This is a genomic window from Paenibacillus septentrionalis (assembly GCF_042659865.1).
Taxonomy (GTDB): Bacteria; Bacillota; Bacilli; order Paenibacillales; family Paenibacillaceae; genus Pristimantibacillus; species Pristimantibacillus septentrionalis.
On sequence record NZ_JBHSTE010000004.1, the window covers coordinates 244,191 to 262,976 of the forward strand.

Sequence of the window (18,786 nt, forward strand, 5' to 3'; positions counted from 1 at the left end):
TAGAGATTAACCCCATGAATAAGGAGCTGTCAGAATCAGTGCATCTGATTTCTGGCAGCTCCTTTTCGATTGATGAAGTCGAATCCATTTGATTATCCATTGAAATTATCATATGATTCACAATAGAAGACATGGAAGCAGCTAGCTTTTTAAATAGATAGAAACGAAAAAAATATATGAAGAAAGAAGGGGCGATTATGAATTTTGAATCGGTTATGCAGGAGCTTGAAGCGCTCGGCAAGGAACGACTTAAGAAGATGTACATGTCCAACGGGGCCCGTGAGCCGCTTTTTGGTGTAGCAACAGGCGCTATGAAGCCTATCGCGAAAAAAATTAAAATTAATCAGTCTTTAGCTGAGGAGTTATATGCTACAGGCAATTATGATGCGATGTATTTTGCAGGCATTATTGCAGATCCAGAAGCGATGACTGAGGCTGATTTTGATCGTTGGATCGATGCTGCATATTTTTATATGCTGTCCGATTATGTAGTAGCTGTCACCTTGGCAGAAGCCGATATTGCGCAGCAAGTCGCTGACAAATGGATTGCAAGCGGGGATGAGCTGAAAATGTCGGCGGGCTGGAGCTGCTATTGCTGGCTGTTGGGTAGTCGTTCGGACGTTGAGTTTAATGAAGGCAAAATCTCGAGCATGCTGGAGCAAGTAAAAGAAGCAATTGGAGATGTACCAGATCGTGTTAAATCCTCCATGAACAATTTTATGTATACAGTAGCTGTCTCCTATATGCCGCTGCATGATAAAGCGGTTGAGACTGCAAGAGCAGTTGGTCCGATTGAGATTAAGCGTGATAAGAAGAAAAACAGTGTCTTGCATGCTTCTGAGAACATTGAAAAAGCTATGGCGAGGAATCAGCTCGGTTTCAAACGCAAATATGTTAGATGTTAATCGTTCTTATTCAAAAGGATGCTGTGCGGAAGCGGCATTCTTTTTTTTGGATGAAAAAGTCATACACAAGTAACGATTGAGGTGGTAAAGTAGTTAGGTGTGAAAAATTCAATACAGTAAAAGGAGTTCACGTACTAGAGTATGATACAGAGAATACAACAAAACTGGTTTTCCAATATAAGAGCAGACGTTCTTGCAGGTATTACAACGGTGCTCGCGCTAATTCCCGATTCACTAGCATTTGCATTTATAGCAGGCGTGAATCCGATGATTAGCATTTTATCCTCAATTTCGATCTTGATTCTAATTTCGTTTTTTGGCGGTAGATCCGCAATGGTATCTACGACGGCTGGCTCGATGGCTGTACTTATGACAGCAATGGTCGCGACTCACGGCGTAGAGTATTTGTTTGCGGCTACAATTCTGACAGGTATCATACAATATTTAATGGGTGTGTTTAAGATGGGGCGCTGGATGAGCTTTGTTCCACATTCGGTCATTACAGGCTTCATTAATTCATTAGCCATTCTTATTTTTATTTCTCAGTTGAGATACTTTGAAAATCAATCGTGGGGAATGTATGTGATGGTTGCGATTACGCTGCTTATGATCTACATCATCCCCAAGTTTTTCAAAGCGATCCCATCGCCATTGCTGGCGGTAGCGGCTATGACGCTTCTCGTGTTTTTCGTACCGGGCTCATGGCAAACGGTTGGCGATATAGCGGCAATTGATACATCAGCGGTTAGTTGGTTTCATATCCCAGTTGTACCTTTGAATTTAGAAACGTTATGGATTATACTGCCGGTTGCGCTTTCTCTTGCGGTTGTCGGTTATTCGGAAACGTTGCTGACGCAAACGATTATTGATGAAATGACGGATACGAAATCTGATAAGGATAAAGAAATGCGTGGACAAGGCATTGCAAATACCGTTACTGGCTTTGTTGGTGGCATGGCTGGCTGCGCCTTGATTGCTGAGTCTGCGATTAACGTTAAAGTAGGCGGTAGAGGCAGATTATCTACATTAGTTGCGGCGTTGGTGCTCCTCTTGCTTGTGTTCGTATTAGACGATATCTTGAATATCATTCCAATCGCTGCGCTAGTCGGTGTTATGATGATGGTTTGTATCGAGATTTTCGATTGGAGCTATATCCGTCATATTAAAAGCAAGCCGTTTGCTCATACCTTTATAATGGTCGTAACAACGATTGTGATGGTTGCTACTCATAATTTGGCGCTGGGTGTTGTTGTTGGTGTTGTGATGAGTGTGCTCGTATACGCCTATCGCTCAGCATCTCAACTAGATGTACAGAAAGAATCGAACAATAACCTTTCTATATATAAGGTAAAGGGACAGCTTTTTTTCGTATCGAGCAATACGTTGCTCGACCGGATTGATTTTGCGGATAGCGCTGAAAAGGTTCGTCTTGATCTAAGTGCCGCTCATGTATGGGACCATACCGCAAGGCAAACGCTAGATAAAATCGTTGCAAGATTATCGGAAAAAGGCAAGGAAGTTGAAGTGGTGAGTCCAAGCAGACAAAGCGCTTAACTCACTATCATGAGATCGTTTGCTTGTAATCGAGCCTTTTGAGTAAAATGAGAGAACCACTCTGTTACGGTGGTTCTCTTTTTGTATCATAATTCATTTGCATTGCAAATATCATTGATGGCATAAATGATATGGATCATAAATATATTCTGCTGTAAATATTTAATGGAGTAAATATAGCGAAGCGAATGTAAAAAATAAGAGAAAGAGATTCATCATATATTTAAGGTGTGGAGATTGTGAATAGGGTTGCTATAATGAAGCTATAAGAGCAATCATGAACGGGCAAGGGAAGAGGTGGAGTGCGAATATGGGCAACATTATGGATTATTTGGATTGGCGAGGGGACATTAGATTGGAGCATTCACCGTTTAATGAAGTGGATAATCTTATATTGTCTCAGCTGGTGTATGTGAATTTTGATTATATCGTCCCTGCGAGATGGAGCGGTTCTTCCATTACGGTATGTGAAGCGGCGGAGCGTTACACTGCTCTATATGATGAGGATCATATCCAGCAGTTTACGTATATGATCCGGAGCTCTATACCTCTCATGCACAAGATGGCGAAAAGTCCTCGCTTTGCGAATGCAAAGCTATCAAAATTTGAAAAAGTAATCGATCTTGACCGAACAAAACAGTTTGCCGCTATGCAAATTGAGTTGGACGATGGCTCGATCTACGTTGCATATCGAGGGACGGACAATACCATCGTAGGCTGGAAAGAAAACTTCAATATGACCGTTAGCATGCCGGTAGCCGCGCAGTATGAGGCGCTGCGGTACTTGGAGGATACGACAGAAGAAGGAGATGCGCCACTGCGTCTCGGCGGGCATTCCAAAGGCGGGAATCTTGCTGTGTATGCGGCGATGATGTGCCGACCGGATATTAAGGAGCGTATTGTTGACGTATATAACAACGATGGTCCGGGCTTCGAAACCAGAATTATTAAAAGTGATGCTTATCAACAAATTTTAGGACGAATTCGAACGATTGTCCCGCAATCATCTATTGTTGGCATGCTGCTGGAGCATGAAGAGGAGTACATTGTGGTGCAAAGCTATGTCTCGCTGTTAATGCAGCATGAGGCTTTTTCCTGGGAGGTGCTGGGGAACAGCTTTGTTAAAGGAGAGAGCGTGGAGAAAAAAAGCGAGCTGCTGGATATGACGCTGAAATCATGGCTCGGTCAAATGGATAAAACACAGCGACAGCAATTCGTGGCGGCCTTGTTCCATGTATTCGAAGCGGGAGATATTCGCACCTTCGATGATTTGGGAAAAGCCAAATGGCAAAAAATTAATGAGATGATTCGTGCCTTGAATCAATCAAGAGAATATAAGGAAGTCTTAATTAAGACGTTGAAACTGCTGCTGAGGGAAGGCAGAAAAACAATTATGTCTGCTGGAAAGAAGAAAACACAAGGAAAGTCTCAAGATGTTCAGCTATTGGAATAAATTACAAGGAGCTGTCTTGTATAATATGCCTAATAAACTATGAACAAGACCGTATGCAGGTGCCTGTCGAAAAAGGTAACTGTATGCGGTTTTTTGTTTAAATGCCCAAAAGAGTTCCATAAATTTCAAACTAAGTTAAATTTTTAGAGTTTTTTCTTTAATTTTTTAAGTGTTTATGAATGCGCTTCCAAACTATAATTTTACCTACAAAGGAGGTGAGGCTTAGCGCAAGAGAAGGGGAATCATGATGTGAAAAAATGATGTGCAACAGCGAGATTAACCCGAAGGTAGTTTCAAGTCAGCCGTGACAAAAAAAATTTCTAGGAGGTTAGTTATGCTTATGTTTAATAAGAAAAGTTTGAAGTTATTGGTTTCAGCTACAATGATCTTTTGTTTACTTGCAACTACTGCTAGTGCGAACACGTATTGGCAAAATTGGACAGATGGTGGCGGGACTGTAAATGCGACGAACGGTTCTGGTGGTAATTACAGCGTGAATTGGTACAATACTGGGAATTTTGTTGTCGGCAAAGGCTGGGCTACTGGCTCTCCAAACAGAACGATTAACTACAATGCTGGTGTTTGGGCACCATCTGGCAATGCGTATCTGACGCTATATGGATGGACAAGAAACTCACTAATCGAATATTATGTCGTGGACAGCTGGGGTACTTACAGACCGACTGGAACGTATAGAGGCTCGGTAAACAGTGATGGTGGCACATATGATATATATACGACGATGCGCTACAATGCACCGTCCATTGATGGCACACAGACGTTCCAACAGTTCTGGAGTGTGCGTCAATCCAAAAGACCGACTGGAAACAACGTTTCAATTACGTTCAGCAACCATGTTAATGCTTGGAGAAATGCAGGTATGAATCTGGGTAGCAGCTGGTCTTATCAGGTGCTAGCTACAGAAGGATATCAAAGCAGCGGAAGTTCGAACGTAACAGTATGGTAAGCGGTTACCTGCTTGCAGGGTAACAAGATCCATTAACTCGTTTTTGATTGAAAAATGATTGCTAAGGCCTGCCGGCATCATAGCCGGCGGCCTTATGTGTTTCAAGCATTTTAGTATCAAGCATGATATATCGTGAAGTAGTAAAGTGAAGAGCGCGGTCAGACAGTCGTGTTGTACCGAGCAATAGGCGCAGGCCGTCAGGACTCATAACTTATCCATCACTATAAAGGAGAGAAATTAATGAGAAAACTATTCCTATTCCTTCTTACAGCCATTATAGTTGTTACTAGCGCTTGTTCACAAGAAAAGCCTGTAGAAAATGGAAAGTCTGCTGTTAGTGATAGTCTTGTACTCGTAACTGGCGGTACATTTGTCAATACAACGTCTAATTATTATGGTGAGGATGTAACGATTTCGGATTTTTATATTGGTAAGCATGAAGTTACTCAAAAAGAGTGGTTCGATGTAATGGGCAGCAATCCATCCGCATTTCAAGGAGAAAATCTGCCAGTAGAAATGGTGAGCTGGTATGACGTCATCGAGTTTTGTAATAAGCTGAGCAAACTAGAGGGGTTAACCCCTTATTACAATATAGATACAACGAAACCTGATCCTAACAATAAAAGCGAATATGATCCTGTCAAATGGATTGTAACGATAAACGAGGGAGCAAATGGTTATCGACTGCCAACTGAAGCAGAGTGGGAGTACGCTGCTAGTGGCGGCCAAATGAGTAAAAGCTACAAGTACAGTGGAAGCAACAATGGGGACGAGGTTGCATGGTTTTGGAGAAACGCAGGAGATCAATTTTTATCCGGTGATTGGAACTGGCCACTTATAGAAACTAACAAAAATCGAACGCATGAAGTTGGAAGCAAGCTGCCAAATGAATTGGGGCTCTATGATATGTCTGGTAATGTAAGGGAATGGGTATGGGATTGGTATGAGGACGTAGATATTGAGAGCGGCATCTATCGCATCGTTAAGGGTGGTGGCTGGATCGGCGATATTAGCAATAATGAGGTTGCTTTCCGTGGGAAATTCGAGGCAAGCGGCTTTGGTCCCGACCAGGGCTTTCGTATAAGTCGGAGCAGTAACTGACAACAACATACTGTAAGATCGTCATGATTGAACATAGGTGAAGTTAACCAAGAGATCACCGTTTAAGCTTGTTTTCATGTATCAGGCATACAATGGGGGAGTATACTAATTTTAGGAATACTCCACCTGAGAACGAAAAGGAGACGGTGAACCATGAATGAGAGAATGAACCAACTAGAGCAGAGATTGATTGAGCAGCATCACAAGGATCTGTTCTTACAAACGAAGCACACGCTGAAGGCGCTGGATGATTTGATTGAACAGCATCGAAAATTCACTTCCATACAGGCGATTAGTGGGGTGAAAATTGTAGGAAGCGAAGAGCAGTTATTTTACAATACAATTTCTGAAGCGAAAGAGCTGATTGTCGTAACGCTTGAAAAAACATTAAGTGACTTAGAGCATAAAGGCGATAAAAATTATACAAGGAACTATTCCGATGGCGTTGAATAAAAGTGGCGTTGTATACGAGTCTACGTATACAGCGCCATTTTTTTAACATTTTCTGTACGTCAATCCCATTCCCGGCACGCCGCTTTGTATTCCTAATGGGAAGGGAACATATGCTGTAACATACTCAGAAGAGGCGCATTATCTGCTACAATATGTTATATCGTGATCATTCGATAAGCTAGAAGCAGCGTTTCTAATTTTGAGCAGGGGAAAGGATTGTGATGCAAGCGATGAGGCCTACCTATCACTCAGCTAACGGCGATCGTTTAACTTGGATTTGCAGCGGCTACAAGCCTCCTAATTTGCATAAATGGGGACCAGGTGTTCGAGATATATATGCGCTTCATTATATCGTAAGTGGGAAAGGCATACTAGAGACGAGGAATGCTACCTATACGCTGAAGGCTGGCGACAGCTTCATAATCTTTCCGCAAACAGAAGTGTTTTATTACCCTGACCATCAGGACCCCTGGGAATATGTATGGACCGAATTCAAGGGAGAAGAAGCATCCTTATTGTTATCGATGACTGAGCTGAATCTGCAACATCCAATCGTAACCGATGCTCCGGTTAATATGGAGCCGTTATTTCACATTAGTCAGAACATGGCATCTAAACCCTATGAACATATACGGACGGAAGCTAAGCTGCGTCTGCTTCTTTCCTATTATATGGAGCATTATCCTAAGGAAATGGTGGTTGAGCCTATTCCTTATGTTCGCATAGCAAAGGAGACCATTCACAATAACTACTGGAAAGCTTCTTTAACCGTGTCAGATATTGTGAGCATCGTGAAGATCGAAAGAAGCTATTTGTTTCGCTTGTTTAAGGAAGAGATGGGGATGTCTGTTTTAAGCTATTTGACCGCCTATCGGGTAGAGCGTGGATGTGAGCTGTTAAAGACAACACAGCTGTCTATTAAAACGATTGCCTTTTCAGTCGGCTATAAAGACCAAATGTATTTTGCAAAAGTATTTAAAAAGGCAACATCATATACCCCTACGGAATATATGATGCTGCATGCCACAGAAATGTTAACGAAACAATGAACACTTCCCCGAGTCTCGGTAATATTTAATGAGCTTTTCAATAGGCTCGCGGCCGCAATTCAGCTTTATGCCTAGACAATCAATACATAAAAACTGCTGGGCTGTTCGAGATACAAGCTTTAAGTAGATGGCTACATCGTCGGTCACAAGAGGAACTCGACAAGTGGTGCACGTGCGATTGCTGCTCATGGATTACACCAGTTTTGCCCGTACAACTAAACAGTCATGCGCAGGGACCGTAGGAGCGAATCGTTCTCTAAATACGCCCAGCTCCTTATGCTCCCAGCAATCATACAGTGACAAGGAGAAACCGGATGCATAAGGCAGTCCAAGATCCCAGAACTGCAATGAAATTTCTCGCTGGCCATCACTAAGATTAAAAAAGCCTATCGCTAGATCGCCGTCGGACAGCACCTTCACCAGCATAAATACATCATCGTTATGGAACCATTGCGGTTCAGGCTTAATGCGATAGGCGCCGCGTCCCTCCGTATCCTGATTGATGGCGATGAGATCACGGTTTAGCAACGTCTTTTTCGTGAACTCATTAGCACTGCGAATATCACAGCCAATCATGAGCGGAGAGCCCATAATGCTCCATAGGGCAAAATGAGTTTTGTACTGCGTATCCGTGCAGCCGCCGATTCTTCCGATAAAATCATTATTGCTGCCGCCGTACATCCCCACAACGAGCATATCCATATCGTTATGACAGAAGGAGCCAGTGAAGCTTGCTTTATCCAGCTGTGAGAGTGCTAGCCCCTTAATGGAATCCCAGTTGTCACGTATATCATGCGTAGAACGATACATATGAGCGCCCGATTCGCGAATCCAATGATATACATTGTCTTCTCCCCAGTTGCAAGCAGAAAACAAGATGTCACGCCCACAGTTTTTTAAGGCGAGGCTCATCCGTTTATACAACAATTCTCCGGATATATGACGAGGCTTGAAGCAGTAGTCGTATTTTAGGAAATCAACGCCCCACTCAGCGAAAAGCTTAGCGTCTTGAAATTCATGCTCAAAGCTGCCAGGATAGCCCGCACATGTGTGGGTTCCTACACAGGAATAAATGCCAAACTTCAAGCCTTTGTCGTGCACATAATCTGCGAGCGCTTTCATTCCGCTCGGGAATTTTTCAGGATCTGCCACTAAATTGCCGTCCTGATCGCGTTCCTTCAAGCTCCAGCAATCATCAATTACGATGTATTCGTAACCTGCATCCTTATAACCTTCCGAAACAAACACATCTGCAACGTCTTTCACGAGCTGTTCATTAATGTCCCACGTAAACGTATTCCATGAATTCCATCCCAATGGGGGAGTCAGTCCAAGTTGTTTCGCCATGTTATTCATCCTCTCATTCATTCTAGACTTGCTAATCAAATTAAAGCAGGGTAACGGTTTTATGACTATAGCGTGAAGTTGCTTTTTTATGGATAAATGTTGTTCGCAATTCATAATGATCGGGTTGACAATCTGTCGATTGGCTCAATGTCCCCGAATCGTTTTTGATCGTTTCGGACATCATGAGTAGAAGCAGATGTTGACATAACACCAAAAGGTGTTATAATAATGACACCTTTTGGTGTTATATGAAGATAGGGAGGATAGCAACGTTTATGGAATCACAGCTAACAGAAATTCGTAAAGTAATTGTTCTTAACGCGTCGATTGAAAAAGTATGGAAGTTTGTCGCAACCGCAGAAGGCATTGCAGCATGGTGGATGCCAAGCACATTTGAGCCTGCACTAGGTCGCGAGTTTGTTCTGCATGCGGGTCAATTCGGAGATTCGCCTTGTAAAGTTACAGAATTAGAGCCGCCTTATCGTTTAGGCTTTGACTGGGGAAAGGATTGGCATATCACTTTTGAGCTGAAAGAGCTTGAAGAAGGAAAAACAGAATTTACACTTGTTCATTCGGGTTGGGACCCTGCAAAAGTTACAGAGTTCGGTCAGCCCCACACTGTTATTCGTGGGATTATGGATGGCGGCTGGGAGAAAATTGTTAACGAAAAGCTTCCTGCTTCAATCGAGAGTTAAGATGGCTGCCCCTGCTTTGAAACATGATGTGTACCAGGCTATTGCAGATCCGACTCGCAGAAAGCTATTAACCTTGCTTGCTGACAAGGAAATGCCGATCACTGAAATATCTTCCTGCTTCCCTATTACGCGTACTGCTGTAAACAAGCATCTTCATGTGCTGTCTGATGCCGGTCTTGTAAGCAGGCGCAAAGTAGGCAGAGAAACACGCTACACACTTCAGGCAGAGCCGCTAATAGAATTGAAGCGATGGCTCGCGTTTTTTGAGCAATATTGGGACGAAAGACTATTTGCTCTAAAAGAGCTTGTAGAAGCTGATCACAATAGCGGCGGCGAAGGCGAGTGAGTCGTTTGACAGCTCCTTAAAAACGGCTTATCATGATTAATGAACGACTACTTAACAAAAGGAGATTATGAAAATGGTACAGTGGATTAGACTACGCTTCCCTACTTTGAACCAGTAATTGAATATGGTCAAAGTCTCTGTTTTGTGAAAAACAGAGTAACGGGATTAGTCTGTCCTTTTTTAATAATCTTCATTTCATATGTAACGATAGGTCATGCGAGAATGGTCTATTGTTAATGTGTCATGCGTAGAAAGGCGGCTTGCTCTGCCTTTCTTTTTTGTTTCATTTTTTAAATGAATAAGGATAGGTCTCTTTCCCTTTGCTCTAAAATCACAGGCGGCTGCTTGTGATTTTTTTATTGAAGAAAGGAAGAGAATGGATGACAAACAACGTAGAAACGATAAGTGAGCTTTTAAGATGTCCGTTATGCAAAGGTCCAATGCAGGCTGTGCCAACGAAAAGCTTAACCTGCTTACGAAACCACACATTTGATATTGCCAAGCAAGGATATGTCAATATGATGCCCAGACCATCCAAGAGCCGTTACGATAAGTCTTTATTTGAAGCGAGACACAGCGTAATTAACGAAAGTCGATTATATGAAGGATTGCATGACATCATTGCTGAAAAGATCACCAAGCATGTGGATACCGTCGAATCCTCGATCGTCATGCTGGATGCAGGCTGTGGCGAGGGCTCCCATTTACAGCTATTGAAAGAAAAATGCGGTCATGATGCTATATTAGGCATAGGGCTGGATATATCCAAAGATGGTATAATGATGGCGGCTAAACGATACAAGCAGTCAGCCTGGTTAGTGGCTGATCTGGCAAGCTCCCCATTAGCGGATCAATCGTGTCACGTGATATTGAATATGTTATCACCAGCCAATTATGAGGAATTCAAACGAATGTTAACACCAGGTGGACTGGTCGTGAAGGTTGTTCCACGGCCTCATTATTTGAAAGAGCTGCGCGCAGCTGTACATGGGAACAGCGGCAAGAGAAACGATAACAATGCGGACACGGTGTCTCTTTTTAGCGAGCATTTTCATATGCTAGGTACAGTTAGGTTTCATGTTTCGAAGAAGCTCAGTCATGCTGAACTAATTCATCTGAAGCAGATGACTCCGCTGGCGTGGAACTCAAGCAGCGAGCGACTGGCAGATTATATGAATCAAGATGATGCGGAGATAACGGTAGATTTGGACATATTAATTGGATTGAATAAATCATAAAGCTGAAGGTGCGAAGCAGGTTTGCTAGCATATCATGACGAAGTTTAAAGTACACAACGTGATGGGAAAGAGAGGATTGCATGAATAAAAAGCTGTATGTGGTCAGACATGGCGAGACGTACTTGAATCGATATCATAAATTGCAGGGCTGGGCGGATAGCCCGTTAACGGAAGAAGGAAAAGAGGTGGCGATACGGACAGGCGAGCGCTTATCGGATATCGCATTTGATCGTGTTTACACAAGTGACTTGGGGAGAACGATTGAGACAGCGGAGCTGATTCTGAAGCAGAACAAGCACGCTCAGTCCATTGAATTGCGCCGATTGAAGGAATTCAGAGAGGTGTTTTTCGGCAGCTATGAAGGGGAACGCATAGATCGAGTAGTGCTTCAGATTGCTGCTGAACAAGGCTTCCACTACGAAACAGGACAAGAGGTGTTTGCCAATCATTCGATGAGTGAAATCCTCTCCTTCATTAAGCAGGCTGATCCGTTGTCAGATGCCGAGGATGCGGATGAGCTGCAGGCTCGAATCGAACTGGGAATGAAGCAGATGATGTCTGATCTGATTGATCAGGATGCTGTCGTGCTGCTCGTTACGCATGGCATTGTAATCCGTCATATTATCGATACCTATTCCGATCATCCCGACCATCAGGGTGAAGTGAAAAATGCAAGCGTAAGTGTGCTTGAGTTTAAGGACGGAGAGGCAAGTGTTGTCATGTTTAATAGCTTGTCAGAGGCTCTGGACTAGCAGGTAAGTAGTCTCGAAGATTCGTATAAGCTACTTAATGCTTATCTAGTGAGAAAGATTCACGGTGTATAGACGTACGAATAGCAATAGAGCATAGACCTCCATGTGTGGTCTATTTCTTTTTAGATGCCTTCATGCAGCATTTCCTGCAGGTTATACCATAAATTCGACTAGTTAAGCCAAACATGTAGCGTAGGTATAAAGGTTGCTGCATAATTAATCTATAGCGGGAGGGATGAAGACGTTGAAAGTACGTATCGATATAGATGCTAAGCACGAAGAAACGATCATCACGATCCAGGCGAAGGAATGGACGGAGGAATTGGCTGCACTGGTCAGCAAGCTGCAGCAGCCGATCTCGACTGGTCGCCTTATGGGAGTGGAGCAAGATCGAACAGTACTGCTTGATCCTATGGAAATTGATTATGTATATGCGGAAAAACGGAGAGTGCTTGCTGCACTTGGCAGCAATAGAGTAGAAGTGCGCATGAAGCTGTATGAGGTGGAGACGCTGCTGGCGCCGCACGGCTTTATGCGGTTTTCCAAGTCTGTCATTGGCAATATTGATCGAATTGAACGATTCGAGCTGATGTTTAATGGCAACTTGTGTGTTCACTTTAAGTCGGGCAATAAGGAATATGTTTCCCGTGCTTATGTTGCGGAATTGAAGAAACGTCTGGTGCTGGGAGGTGACAAGGATGGAGATTAAAGCAAGAGATGTAATTGCTCGCATCATGAACGGCTTCGGCTTTGCCGCTATATTTACGTTGATCGCGTTAACGATTCTGCTGGTCAATAAAGTTGATCCGCCGTTGAACGAAATATGGAAAAGTATGCTGGGGAGTATGATAATGGGCGCTTTTTACGGTGCAGCCTCGTATCTGTTTCAGATTGTAAGCTGGAGCCCGCTTAAGCAGGTTGTGATTCATTTCAGCTTATCAGTGCTTCTGTTTTTGCCAATTGGGCTGTGGACAGGATGGTTGCCGTTTGAATGGAAGCCGCTGTTGATTGGTCTTGTCCTATTTGCGGTCATGTATAGTCTGTTTTGGTGCGCCTATTCGTACTACTATTGGCGTTTAACGAAGGAAATGAACGATTCTATTCATAAAAAATAGGTAATGTAAAGGAGTTGATTGAGATGAGTGCAGTGCTTACGGTTGATCATGTCGTGAAGGCATATGGAGCAGAAAGGAAAGCGGTGGACGGTATTCAATTTCAGGTGAAGGAAGGCATCTGTTTCGGCTTGTTGGGACCAAATGGAGCGGGTAAATCCACACTAATGAAAATGATGGCAGGCATTATTCAAGCGGATCAAGGCAGCATCACGTTGTTGAATCAGAAGCTCGGGACTGACAGAGCAATAATCGGCAAGCATGTTGGATACGTACCACAAGAGATTACACTGTATGGTGAGTTAAGTGGCCGGCAGAACCTATATTTCTTCGGGAAAATGTACGGTTTACGCGGCAGCAAGCTAAAGGAGCGAACTTCCATTGTACTTGACCAGGTCGGACTTTCCGATCGAGCAGATGAAGCTGTTTCCAAGTATTCGGGCGGGATGAAGCGAAGAATCAACATAGCCGCTGCATTGCTTCATGAACCGAAGCTCGTTGTGCTGGATGAACCAACGGTGGGGATCGATCCTCAGTCGCGCAATCATATTTTTGAATTGATTCATGATATGAAGCGGGACGGTAAAACGATTATATACTCCACTCACTATCTTGAAGAAGCCGAAGCGCTGTGTGATGAGCTGGCTATTATCGATCATGGCAAAATTATTGCCGCAGGAGAGCTGAGCCAGTTGCTGGAAAGTCATGCTATGCCCGCTGTCTATGTTGAAGCAGAGGGGTGGAGCGCGGCGGCAGACCAGCTCACTTCAGCACATCGCATACAACCGCAAGGCAAGGGCTGGCTTATTGAAGGAGCGAATGCGTTGCAGCTCATTCATGATGTGTCCAGCTCGCTTATCCAACAGGGTCATCGAGTTAGAGCCCTGCAGCTCCAGCAGCCGACGCTGGATAGCGTATTTATGAAATTAACGGGAACGGCATTACGAGATGGATAGGGGGAATGAATAATGATAGGATCAATCTTCACTAAAGAAATCCGACTGATTCTGAAAGATAAAAGTACTTTTTTCTGGCTGTTTGCACTTCCTATATTGTTTATCGTTATCTTTGCGGCTATTTTCAGTAATGCGTCAACGGATAGAGGGGCAGCGATTGCTCAAATTGTACCTGGCTATACGGTGATGTTCGTCTTTTTCATTATGATTTCAATGGTGCAATGCTTTTTGCGTGACCGTGATTCTGGCATGCTGGCAAGGCTTCAGGCAACTCTGATGCCGCCGCTTCATTTCTTGTTTGGAATGTGGATGCCGCATGTACTGGTCCTGCTTATTCAATCTGCTACGCTGCTGGGCTTTGGTTACTTTGTCTATGGTCTAGAGCTTGGCAATGCAGCCGCTGTACTTGTTATTGTTCTATCACTAGCTATATGTGCGACTGGGATCGGTTTGGCATTGTCGATGATCATCGGCAGCTTGAATGCTGCGATTGCGATTGTTCAAATTATTGCGATGGGCGGGGCAGTGCTAGGGGGACTGTGGTTTCCATTTGAAAACTTGCCGACAGGTGTACAAGCGATTGGAAAGTTTACACCGCAATATTGGGCGCTGCAAGGCTTGCAGTCTGCGATGCTGGACGGTTCTGGGTTGTTGGTGGATGCGGTATGGAAGGCTGTACTGCTTTTGTTAGGTATTGGCGCGATTGCGATTGCTGCTTCGATTGTGCTTTATGGCCGCTATTCACGAACAGGAAAACATGCATAACGGAGGGTTAAGGATTAAGAGGGTTTCACTAGCAAGAGACGCTGGTGCTGCAGCTATATGAAGGCGGGTACTTGCAGATGCATACGAGCGAACAAGCCGACAGGGCAATCCTTGTCGGCTTGTTGGCGTATAGACAGCTTCACATTTAGTTAGCCATTATGCGTTGGTTGAAGCGGCTTCGTTAGAAGCTCTTGAAATTCTAGTTCGCTTAAGCTGCTTAACCGTTGATGAGGAATATCAAAATTCAACGTTTTTGTAATGGGATTAGGCACGACGATGCAGTGAATGCCAGCTGCAACAGCGCCTCGTGCACCGTTAGGCGAATCCTCGATTGCAACAGCCTCGCTTGCTTGTACCTGCAATTTTTGTAGTGCAAGCTCATAAAGCTCAGGGTCTGGTTTTACTTGTTTGACCTCACTTGCTGTACAGATTGCATCAAAGTAATGAAGCAAACCAAGCTGGTTCAGATAACGCTCTACCCAGTCCCTAGAGGAGCTGGATGCCACAGCGAGCTTTAATCCAGCCGCTTTTGCCTGATCTAAGTAGTCGGTTACGCCCGGGCGGACTGCTTCCTGCAGCATAAGCTCATTAAAGCGTTTTGCAACTGCTTGTTTTAGCTCGGCAAGCTCTATAGGTTGAGTACTGTTTTGGATGAGGTAGTCATAAGGGTTAAAGGCATCTAGCCCGGTACCGATACAAGTGGAATATAGCTCCAGTGTGAAGTCTACATCGTATTGCTTATAAATGTCGCAAAAAGCGTTAAACCAGGATGATTCCGTATCAATAATCGTACCGTCCAAATCAAAAATGATTGCTTTCAACATGATGTTTTCCTCCGATCTTACGGTTTTTTTGAATGTACAGAAAGAAGTGATGACTCAACCGTAACATAGCTTTTTAACATCAGCAATAGCAGGATTTAGTAATGCCTTACAGAAATGGCTGCATTGAATGTACGATAGAGCAAAGTGAAGCTATTGACAATTGCTTGTAATATATGGCAGTATTATACAGACAGACAGTCGGTCTGTATTCTTGGAGAAGATTACTCTTTAAGCACATTCCAGTAAAGACAACAGTAAATCAGGAAGGATAAGAAATATGAGAAAAGATCCAGTGGAACGCAGAAATGAAATCCTTGATGCAGCAGATGAGCTCTTCAGTATAAAAGGCTATGATGGCACAAGTACTAGCGACATACTGGAGAAGGTCGGTATTGCAAGGGGCACGCTGTATCATCACTTCAAGTCGAAGGAAAACATTATGGACGCGTTAATTGAACGGTATGGTTTGCGCTTATTAGGCGCAGCAAAAGCGATTGCTGCAGATAAGAGGCTGCCTGTTGATGAACGCATCATCCGAACCGTTATGTCGATGAAAATAAGCGGGGGAAGCAGCCAAGAAATTATGGAGCATATTCATAAACCGCAAAATGCGCTCATGCATCAAAAAATACAAAAGCTTATCATTAACGGCCTCACGCCAATAATGGCTGGAATCATTATAGAGGGCGTAGAACAGGGGCTTTTTGAGACCCCTTACCCCTATCAATGTACAGAAATGCTTGTAACGTATGCCAATATCGTCTTTGATGATGATTTGGTAGACATGACGAATGAGGAACGCGACGTTAGAATGCAAGCGTTTATCTTTAATGCAGAAAGAATGCTTGGTGTAAAAAGCGGCAGCCTTATGCACATTATACAGATGTTTGGCCATCAACCGGATGGTGTCAATGATTAATAAAGAAACAAGCATGGGAGCAGAGAGCATATGTATGTGAGGTTCATTCGTAACGATATAGGTCAAAGCAAGGTAATTACACTGATCACGACGGTTTTTGTCGCTGCTGCAGCTATGCTTGTTTCGCTTGCAGCCATACTCGCAGTACATCTTACGGGTGCGATAGACACCTTAATGACGAAAGCAAAAACTCCCCATTTTATGCAAATGCATGCTGGAGATATTGATGTGCAGAGACTTGCCGCTTTCGCGGAGCAGCACCATAATGTAGAGAATTATCAGATCATTGAGTTTCTGAATATGGATGGTACTCAGATTGTAATCGGTGACCGCTCACTTAGCGATAGCGTTCAGGACAATGGATTTGCCGTCCAGAGTAAGCAGTTTGATTTTTTATTGAATCTGGACGGAGAGGTCATAACCGTCTCCAATGGCGAGCTTTATGTTCCTATAAGCTACATGAAGAACAACGCGATAAAAATCGGCGAAAAAGCGATTATTAGCGGGAAAGAGTTTACGATCGCGGGAGCTCTACGAGATTCGCAAATGAATTCGACGCTGTCCGCATCCAAGCGGTTTCTTGTTAGTGAACAGGATTTTGCAGCAATCAGAAGCTTAGGGACAATTGAATACTTAATTGAATTTCGATTGAAGGATGGTTCAGCACTAGGCGAATTTGAATCTGCATATGTCGCTGCTGGCCTGGAAGCTAATGGACCTACGGTTACCTATCCGCTTTTCAAGCTGATCAATTCCATATCCGACGGAATGATGATCGCTGTGATTCTACTTGTAAGTGCACTAGTCGTTGCAGTCTCACTGATGTGCATACGGTTTACATTACTTGCTAGAATCGAGGACGATTACCGAGAAATAGGTGTGATGAGAGCATTGGGCATGCGTGTTTCCGATGTCAAAAAGATTTATCTGATGAAATATGCGGCAATAGCTGCTGCAGGAAGCCTTATTGGATTTGCGCTTTCTAGTTTATTTAAGGGGAGGCTGCTCGAAAATATTCGGCTTTACATGGGAGAAAGCGAAACGTCAATCTATGCATTTCTTTTTGGACTTGTAGGGATATTGCTAATTTTTATCGTTATTATCGCATTTGTACATGGCACGCTAAGACGCTTCAGGAAAATTTCAGCTGCTGAAGCGATTCGCTTTGGAACCACGCAAGAAAAAGGGGCCAGTGCTAATCGTTTTCATTTAAGAACAAACAGAGTGCTCCACACAAATATATTTCTTGGGCTCAAAGATGTTTTCTCAAGAAAAAGACTTTACGCCACCATGCTTATCGTATTGGTGATCTCATCGTTTATAGTCATTGTGCCACATAACCTATACAACACGATTTCCTCAAGAAGCTTCATTCAATACATGGGAGTAGGCATGTATGATATTCGAATGGATATCCAGCAAACGGATCATATTGCAACAAAAACTGAAGAGATCCTATCGGCCTTGAAGCAGGACACTGTCATTGAAAAAGCGGCTGTCTTTACGACTAAAACGTTCAAGACGATAACGGAAGAAGGAACGGAGGAAAATATTAAGGTAGAACTTGGAGATCATACTATTTTTCCAATTATATATTCTAAAGGCAGTGCTCCAATAGAAGAGAACGAGATTGCGCTATCAGCGATTCACGCAGAAGAGATGGGCAAAAAGATCGGAGATGCGTTGACGCTTGTGATTTCGGAGGAGGTAAAGCATCTAACGGTTAGCGGAATATATTCCGACATTACCAATGGTGGAAAAACAGCAAAGGCTGCCTTCGCAGACCAATCTACAGACACGATGTGGAGTATAGTCAGTGTTGCATTATTCGATCCTTCTCTAATTGATACAACGGTATCAGCATATGCCGAAAGATTTGAATTTGCTAAAGTATCAAGGGTCGAACAGTTTGTATCACAGTTATTCGGCTCAACGATTCATTCCATTAAACAGGTATTTCATACCGCGCTTGGTGTTGCGTTGCTCATTACCTTTATGATCACGATATTGTTTATGAAGATGCTTGTAGCTAAGGATCGGTATTCCATAGCATTACTGAAAGTGCTCGGCTTTACGAACAAGGATATTAAAGCTCAGTTCGTTTCGCGGTCATTCATCGTGCTATTGCTAGGCTTGCTGCTCGGTACGCTTCTGGCAAACACACTCGGAGAAAAGCTGGCAGGTGCAGTTATTGCTTCATTCGGCGCATCGACCTTTCATTTCTCGATAAATGGGCTATGGGCATTTCTACTAAATCCATTGATGATGGTGCTGTCAGTACTGATTGCAACGGTGATCGGCATATCGGGCGTACGGCATATCCAAATATCCGAACATATAAAGGAGTAGC

Annotated in this window: 19 protein-coding genes; 17 read left to right on the forward strand and 2 right to left on the reverse strand. The window is 43.5% G+C overall.

All coding sequences use genetic code 11. The features are described from left to right. Window positions 1-197 precede the first annotated feature (197 nt). From ACFP56_RS12870 to ACFP56_RS12900, 7 genes are all read left to right on the forward strand, one after another. Window positions 198-905, forward strand: a complete 708-nt coding sequence (locus ACFP56_RS12870; protein ID WP_379235065.1) for a DNA alkylation repair protein — start codon at window positions 198-200, stop codon at window positions 903-905. A gap of 141 nt (window positions 906-1,046) precedes the next feature. Next, the gene (locus tag ACFP56_RS12875; protein ID WP_379235067.1) at window positions 1,047-2,459 is read left to right on the forward strand and encodes a SulP family inorganic anion transporter; all 1,413 of its coding nucleotides are present in this window, start codon (window positions 1,047-1,049) and stop codon (window positions 2,457-2,459) included. A gap of 310 nt (window positions 2,460-2,769) precedes the next feature. Then, window positions 2,770-3,912 carry a DUF2974 domain-containing protein gene (locus tag ACFP56_RS12880; RefSeq protein ID WP_379235069.1) on the forward strand — a complete coding sequence of 381 codons (1,143 nt, stop codon included), beginning with the start codon at window positions 2,770-2,772 and terminating at the stop codon, window positions 3,910-3,912. A gap of 334 nt (window positions 3,913-4,246) precedes the next feature. Continuing rightward, window positions 4,247-4,879 carry a glycoside hydrolase family 11 protein gene (locus tag ACFP56_RS12885; RefSeq protein WP_379235071.1) on the forward strand — a complete coding sequence of 211 codons (633 nt, stop codon included), beginning with the start codon at window positions 4,247-4,249 and terminating at the stop codon, window positions 4,877-4,879. Between the two features lie 240 nt (window positions 4,880-5,119). Further along, window positions 5,120-5,980 carry a formylglycine-generating enzyme family protein gene (locus tag ACFP56_RS12890; protein ID WP_379235073.1) on the forward strand — a complete coding sequence of 287 codons (861 nt, stop codon included), beginning with the start codon at window positions 5,120-5,122 and terminating at the stop codon, window positions 5,978-5,980. Window positions 5,981-6,133: 153 nt separating this feature from the next. Continuing rightward, window positions 6,134-6,433: a hypothetical protein gene (locus ACFP56_RS12895; RefSeq protein ID WP_379235076.1), complete on the forward strand. Its 300-nt coding sequence runs from the start codon at window positions 6,134-6,136 to the stop codon at window positions 6,431-6,433. Between the two features lie 221 nt (window positions 6,434-6,654). Next, window positions 6,655-7,482 carry an AraC family transcriptional regulator gene (locus ACFP56_RS12900; RefSeq protein ID WP_379235897.1) on the forward strand — a complete coding sequence of 276 codons (828 nt, stop codon included), beginning with the start codon at window positions 6,655-6,657 and terminating at the stop codon, window positions 7,480-7,482. A gap of 192 nt (window positions 7,483-7,674) precedes the next feature. Here the strand turns inward: ACFP56_RS12900 and ACFP56_RS12905 are convergent, their stop codons facing one another. Further along, window positions 7,675-8,829 carry a glycoside hydrolase family 27 protein gene (locus ACFP56_RS12905; protein ID WP_379235078.1) on the reverse strand — a complete coding sequence of 385 codons (1,155 nt, stop codon included), beginning with the start codon at window positions 8,827-8,829 and terminating at the stop codon, window positions 7,675-7,677. 275 nt (window positions 8,830-9,104) lie between these two features. Here ACFP56_RS12905 and ACFP56_RS12910 point away from each other — a divergent pair, with 275 nt between their 5' ends. From ACFP56_RS12910 to ACFP56_RS12945, 8 genes are all read left to right on the forward strand, one after another. Further along, window positions 9,105-9,524, forward strand: coding sequence for an SRPBCC family protein (locus ACFP56_RS12910; protein WP_379235080.1), 420 nt, complete (start codon window positions 9,105-9,107; stop codon window positions 9,522-9,524). A 1-nt stretch (window position 9,525) separates the two neighbouring features. Continuing rightward, window positions 9,526-9,870 carry an ArsR/SmtB family transcription factor gene (locus ACFP56_RS12915; protein ID WP_379235082.1) on the forward strand — a complete coding sequence of 115 codons (345 nt, stop codon included), beginning with the start codon at window positions 9,526-9,528 and terminating at the stop codon, window positions 9,868-9,870. 380 nt (window positions 9,871-10,250) lie between these two features. Next, window positions 10,251-11,108 (forward strand): putative RNA methyltransferase, encoded by an 858-nt coding sequence (locus tag ACFP56_RS12920; protein WP_379235084.1) that lies wholly within the window; start codon window positions 10,251-10,253, stop codon window positions 11,106-11,108. Between the two features lie 80 nt (window positions 11,109-11,188). Then, window positions 11,189-11,860 (forward strand): histidine phosphatase family protein, encoded by a 672-nt coding sequence (locus tag ACFP56_RS12925; protein WP_379235086.1) that lies wholly within the window; start codon window positions 11,189-11,191, stop codon window positions 11,858-11,860. 244 nt (window positions 11,861-12,104) lie between these two features. Further along, the gene (locus tag ACFP56_RS12930; protein WP_379235088.1) at window positions 12,105-12,569 is read left to right on the forward strand and encodes a LytTR family DNA-binding domain-containing protein; all 465 of its coding nucleotides are present in this window, start codon (window positions 12,105-12,107) and stop codon (window positions 12,567-12,569) included. Then, window positions 12,559-12,975: a DUF3021 domain-containing protein gene (locus ACFP56_RS12935; RefSeq protein ID WP_379235091.1), complete on the forward strand. Its 417-nt coding sequence runs from the start codon at window positions 12,559-12,561 to the stop codon at window positions 12,973-12,975. The genes ACFP56_RS12930 and ACFP56_RS12935 overlap by 11 nt, the downstream gene beginning before the upstream one ends. A 23-nt stretch (window positions 12,976-12,998) precedes the next feature. After that, window positions 12,999-13,928, forward strand: a complete 930-nt coding sequence (locus ACFP56_RS12940) for an ABC transporter ATP-binding protein (RefSeq protein ID WP_379235093.1) — start codon at window positions 12,999-13,001, stop codon at window positions 13,926-13,928. A 12-nt stretch (window positions 13,929-13,940) separates the two neighbouring features. Further along, on the forward strand, window positions 13,941-14,693 hold the full coding sequence (locus ACFP56_RS12945) for an ABC transporter permease (RefSeq protein WP_379235095.1): 753 nt from the start codon (window positions 13,941-13,943) through the stop codon (window positions 14,691-14,693). A gap of 149 nt (window positions 14,694-14,842) precedes the next feature. Here the strand turns inward: ACFP56_RS12945 and ACFP56_RS12950 are convergent, their stop codons facing one another. Further along, window positions 14,843-15,517: an HAD family hydrolase gene (locus ACFP56_RS12950; RefSeq protein WP_379235097.1), complete on the reverse strand. Its 675-nt coding sequence runs from the start codon at window positions 15,515-15,517 to the stop codon at window positions 14,843-14,845. 277 nt (window positions 15,518-15,794) lie between these two features. Here ACFP56_RS12950 and ACFP56_RS12955 point away from each other — a divergent pair, with 277 nt between their 5' ends. Both ACFP56_RS12955 and ACFP56_RS12960 read left to right on the forward strand, forming a co-directional pair. Further along, window positions 15,795-16,436: a TetR/AcrR family transcriptional regulator gene (locus ACFP56_RS12955; protein WP_379235099.1), complete on the forward strand. Its 642-nt coding sequence runs from the start codon at window positions 15,795-15,797 to the stop codon at window positions 16,434-16,436. Between the two features lie 30 nt (window positions 16,437-16,466). Further along, entirely contained in the window at window positions 16,467-18,785 is a 2,319-nt protein-coding gene (locus ACFP56_RS12960; RefSeq protein WP_379235101.1) for an ABC transporter permease, read from the forward strand. Window position 18,786: the final 1 nt, after the last annotated feature.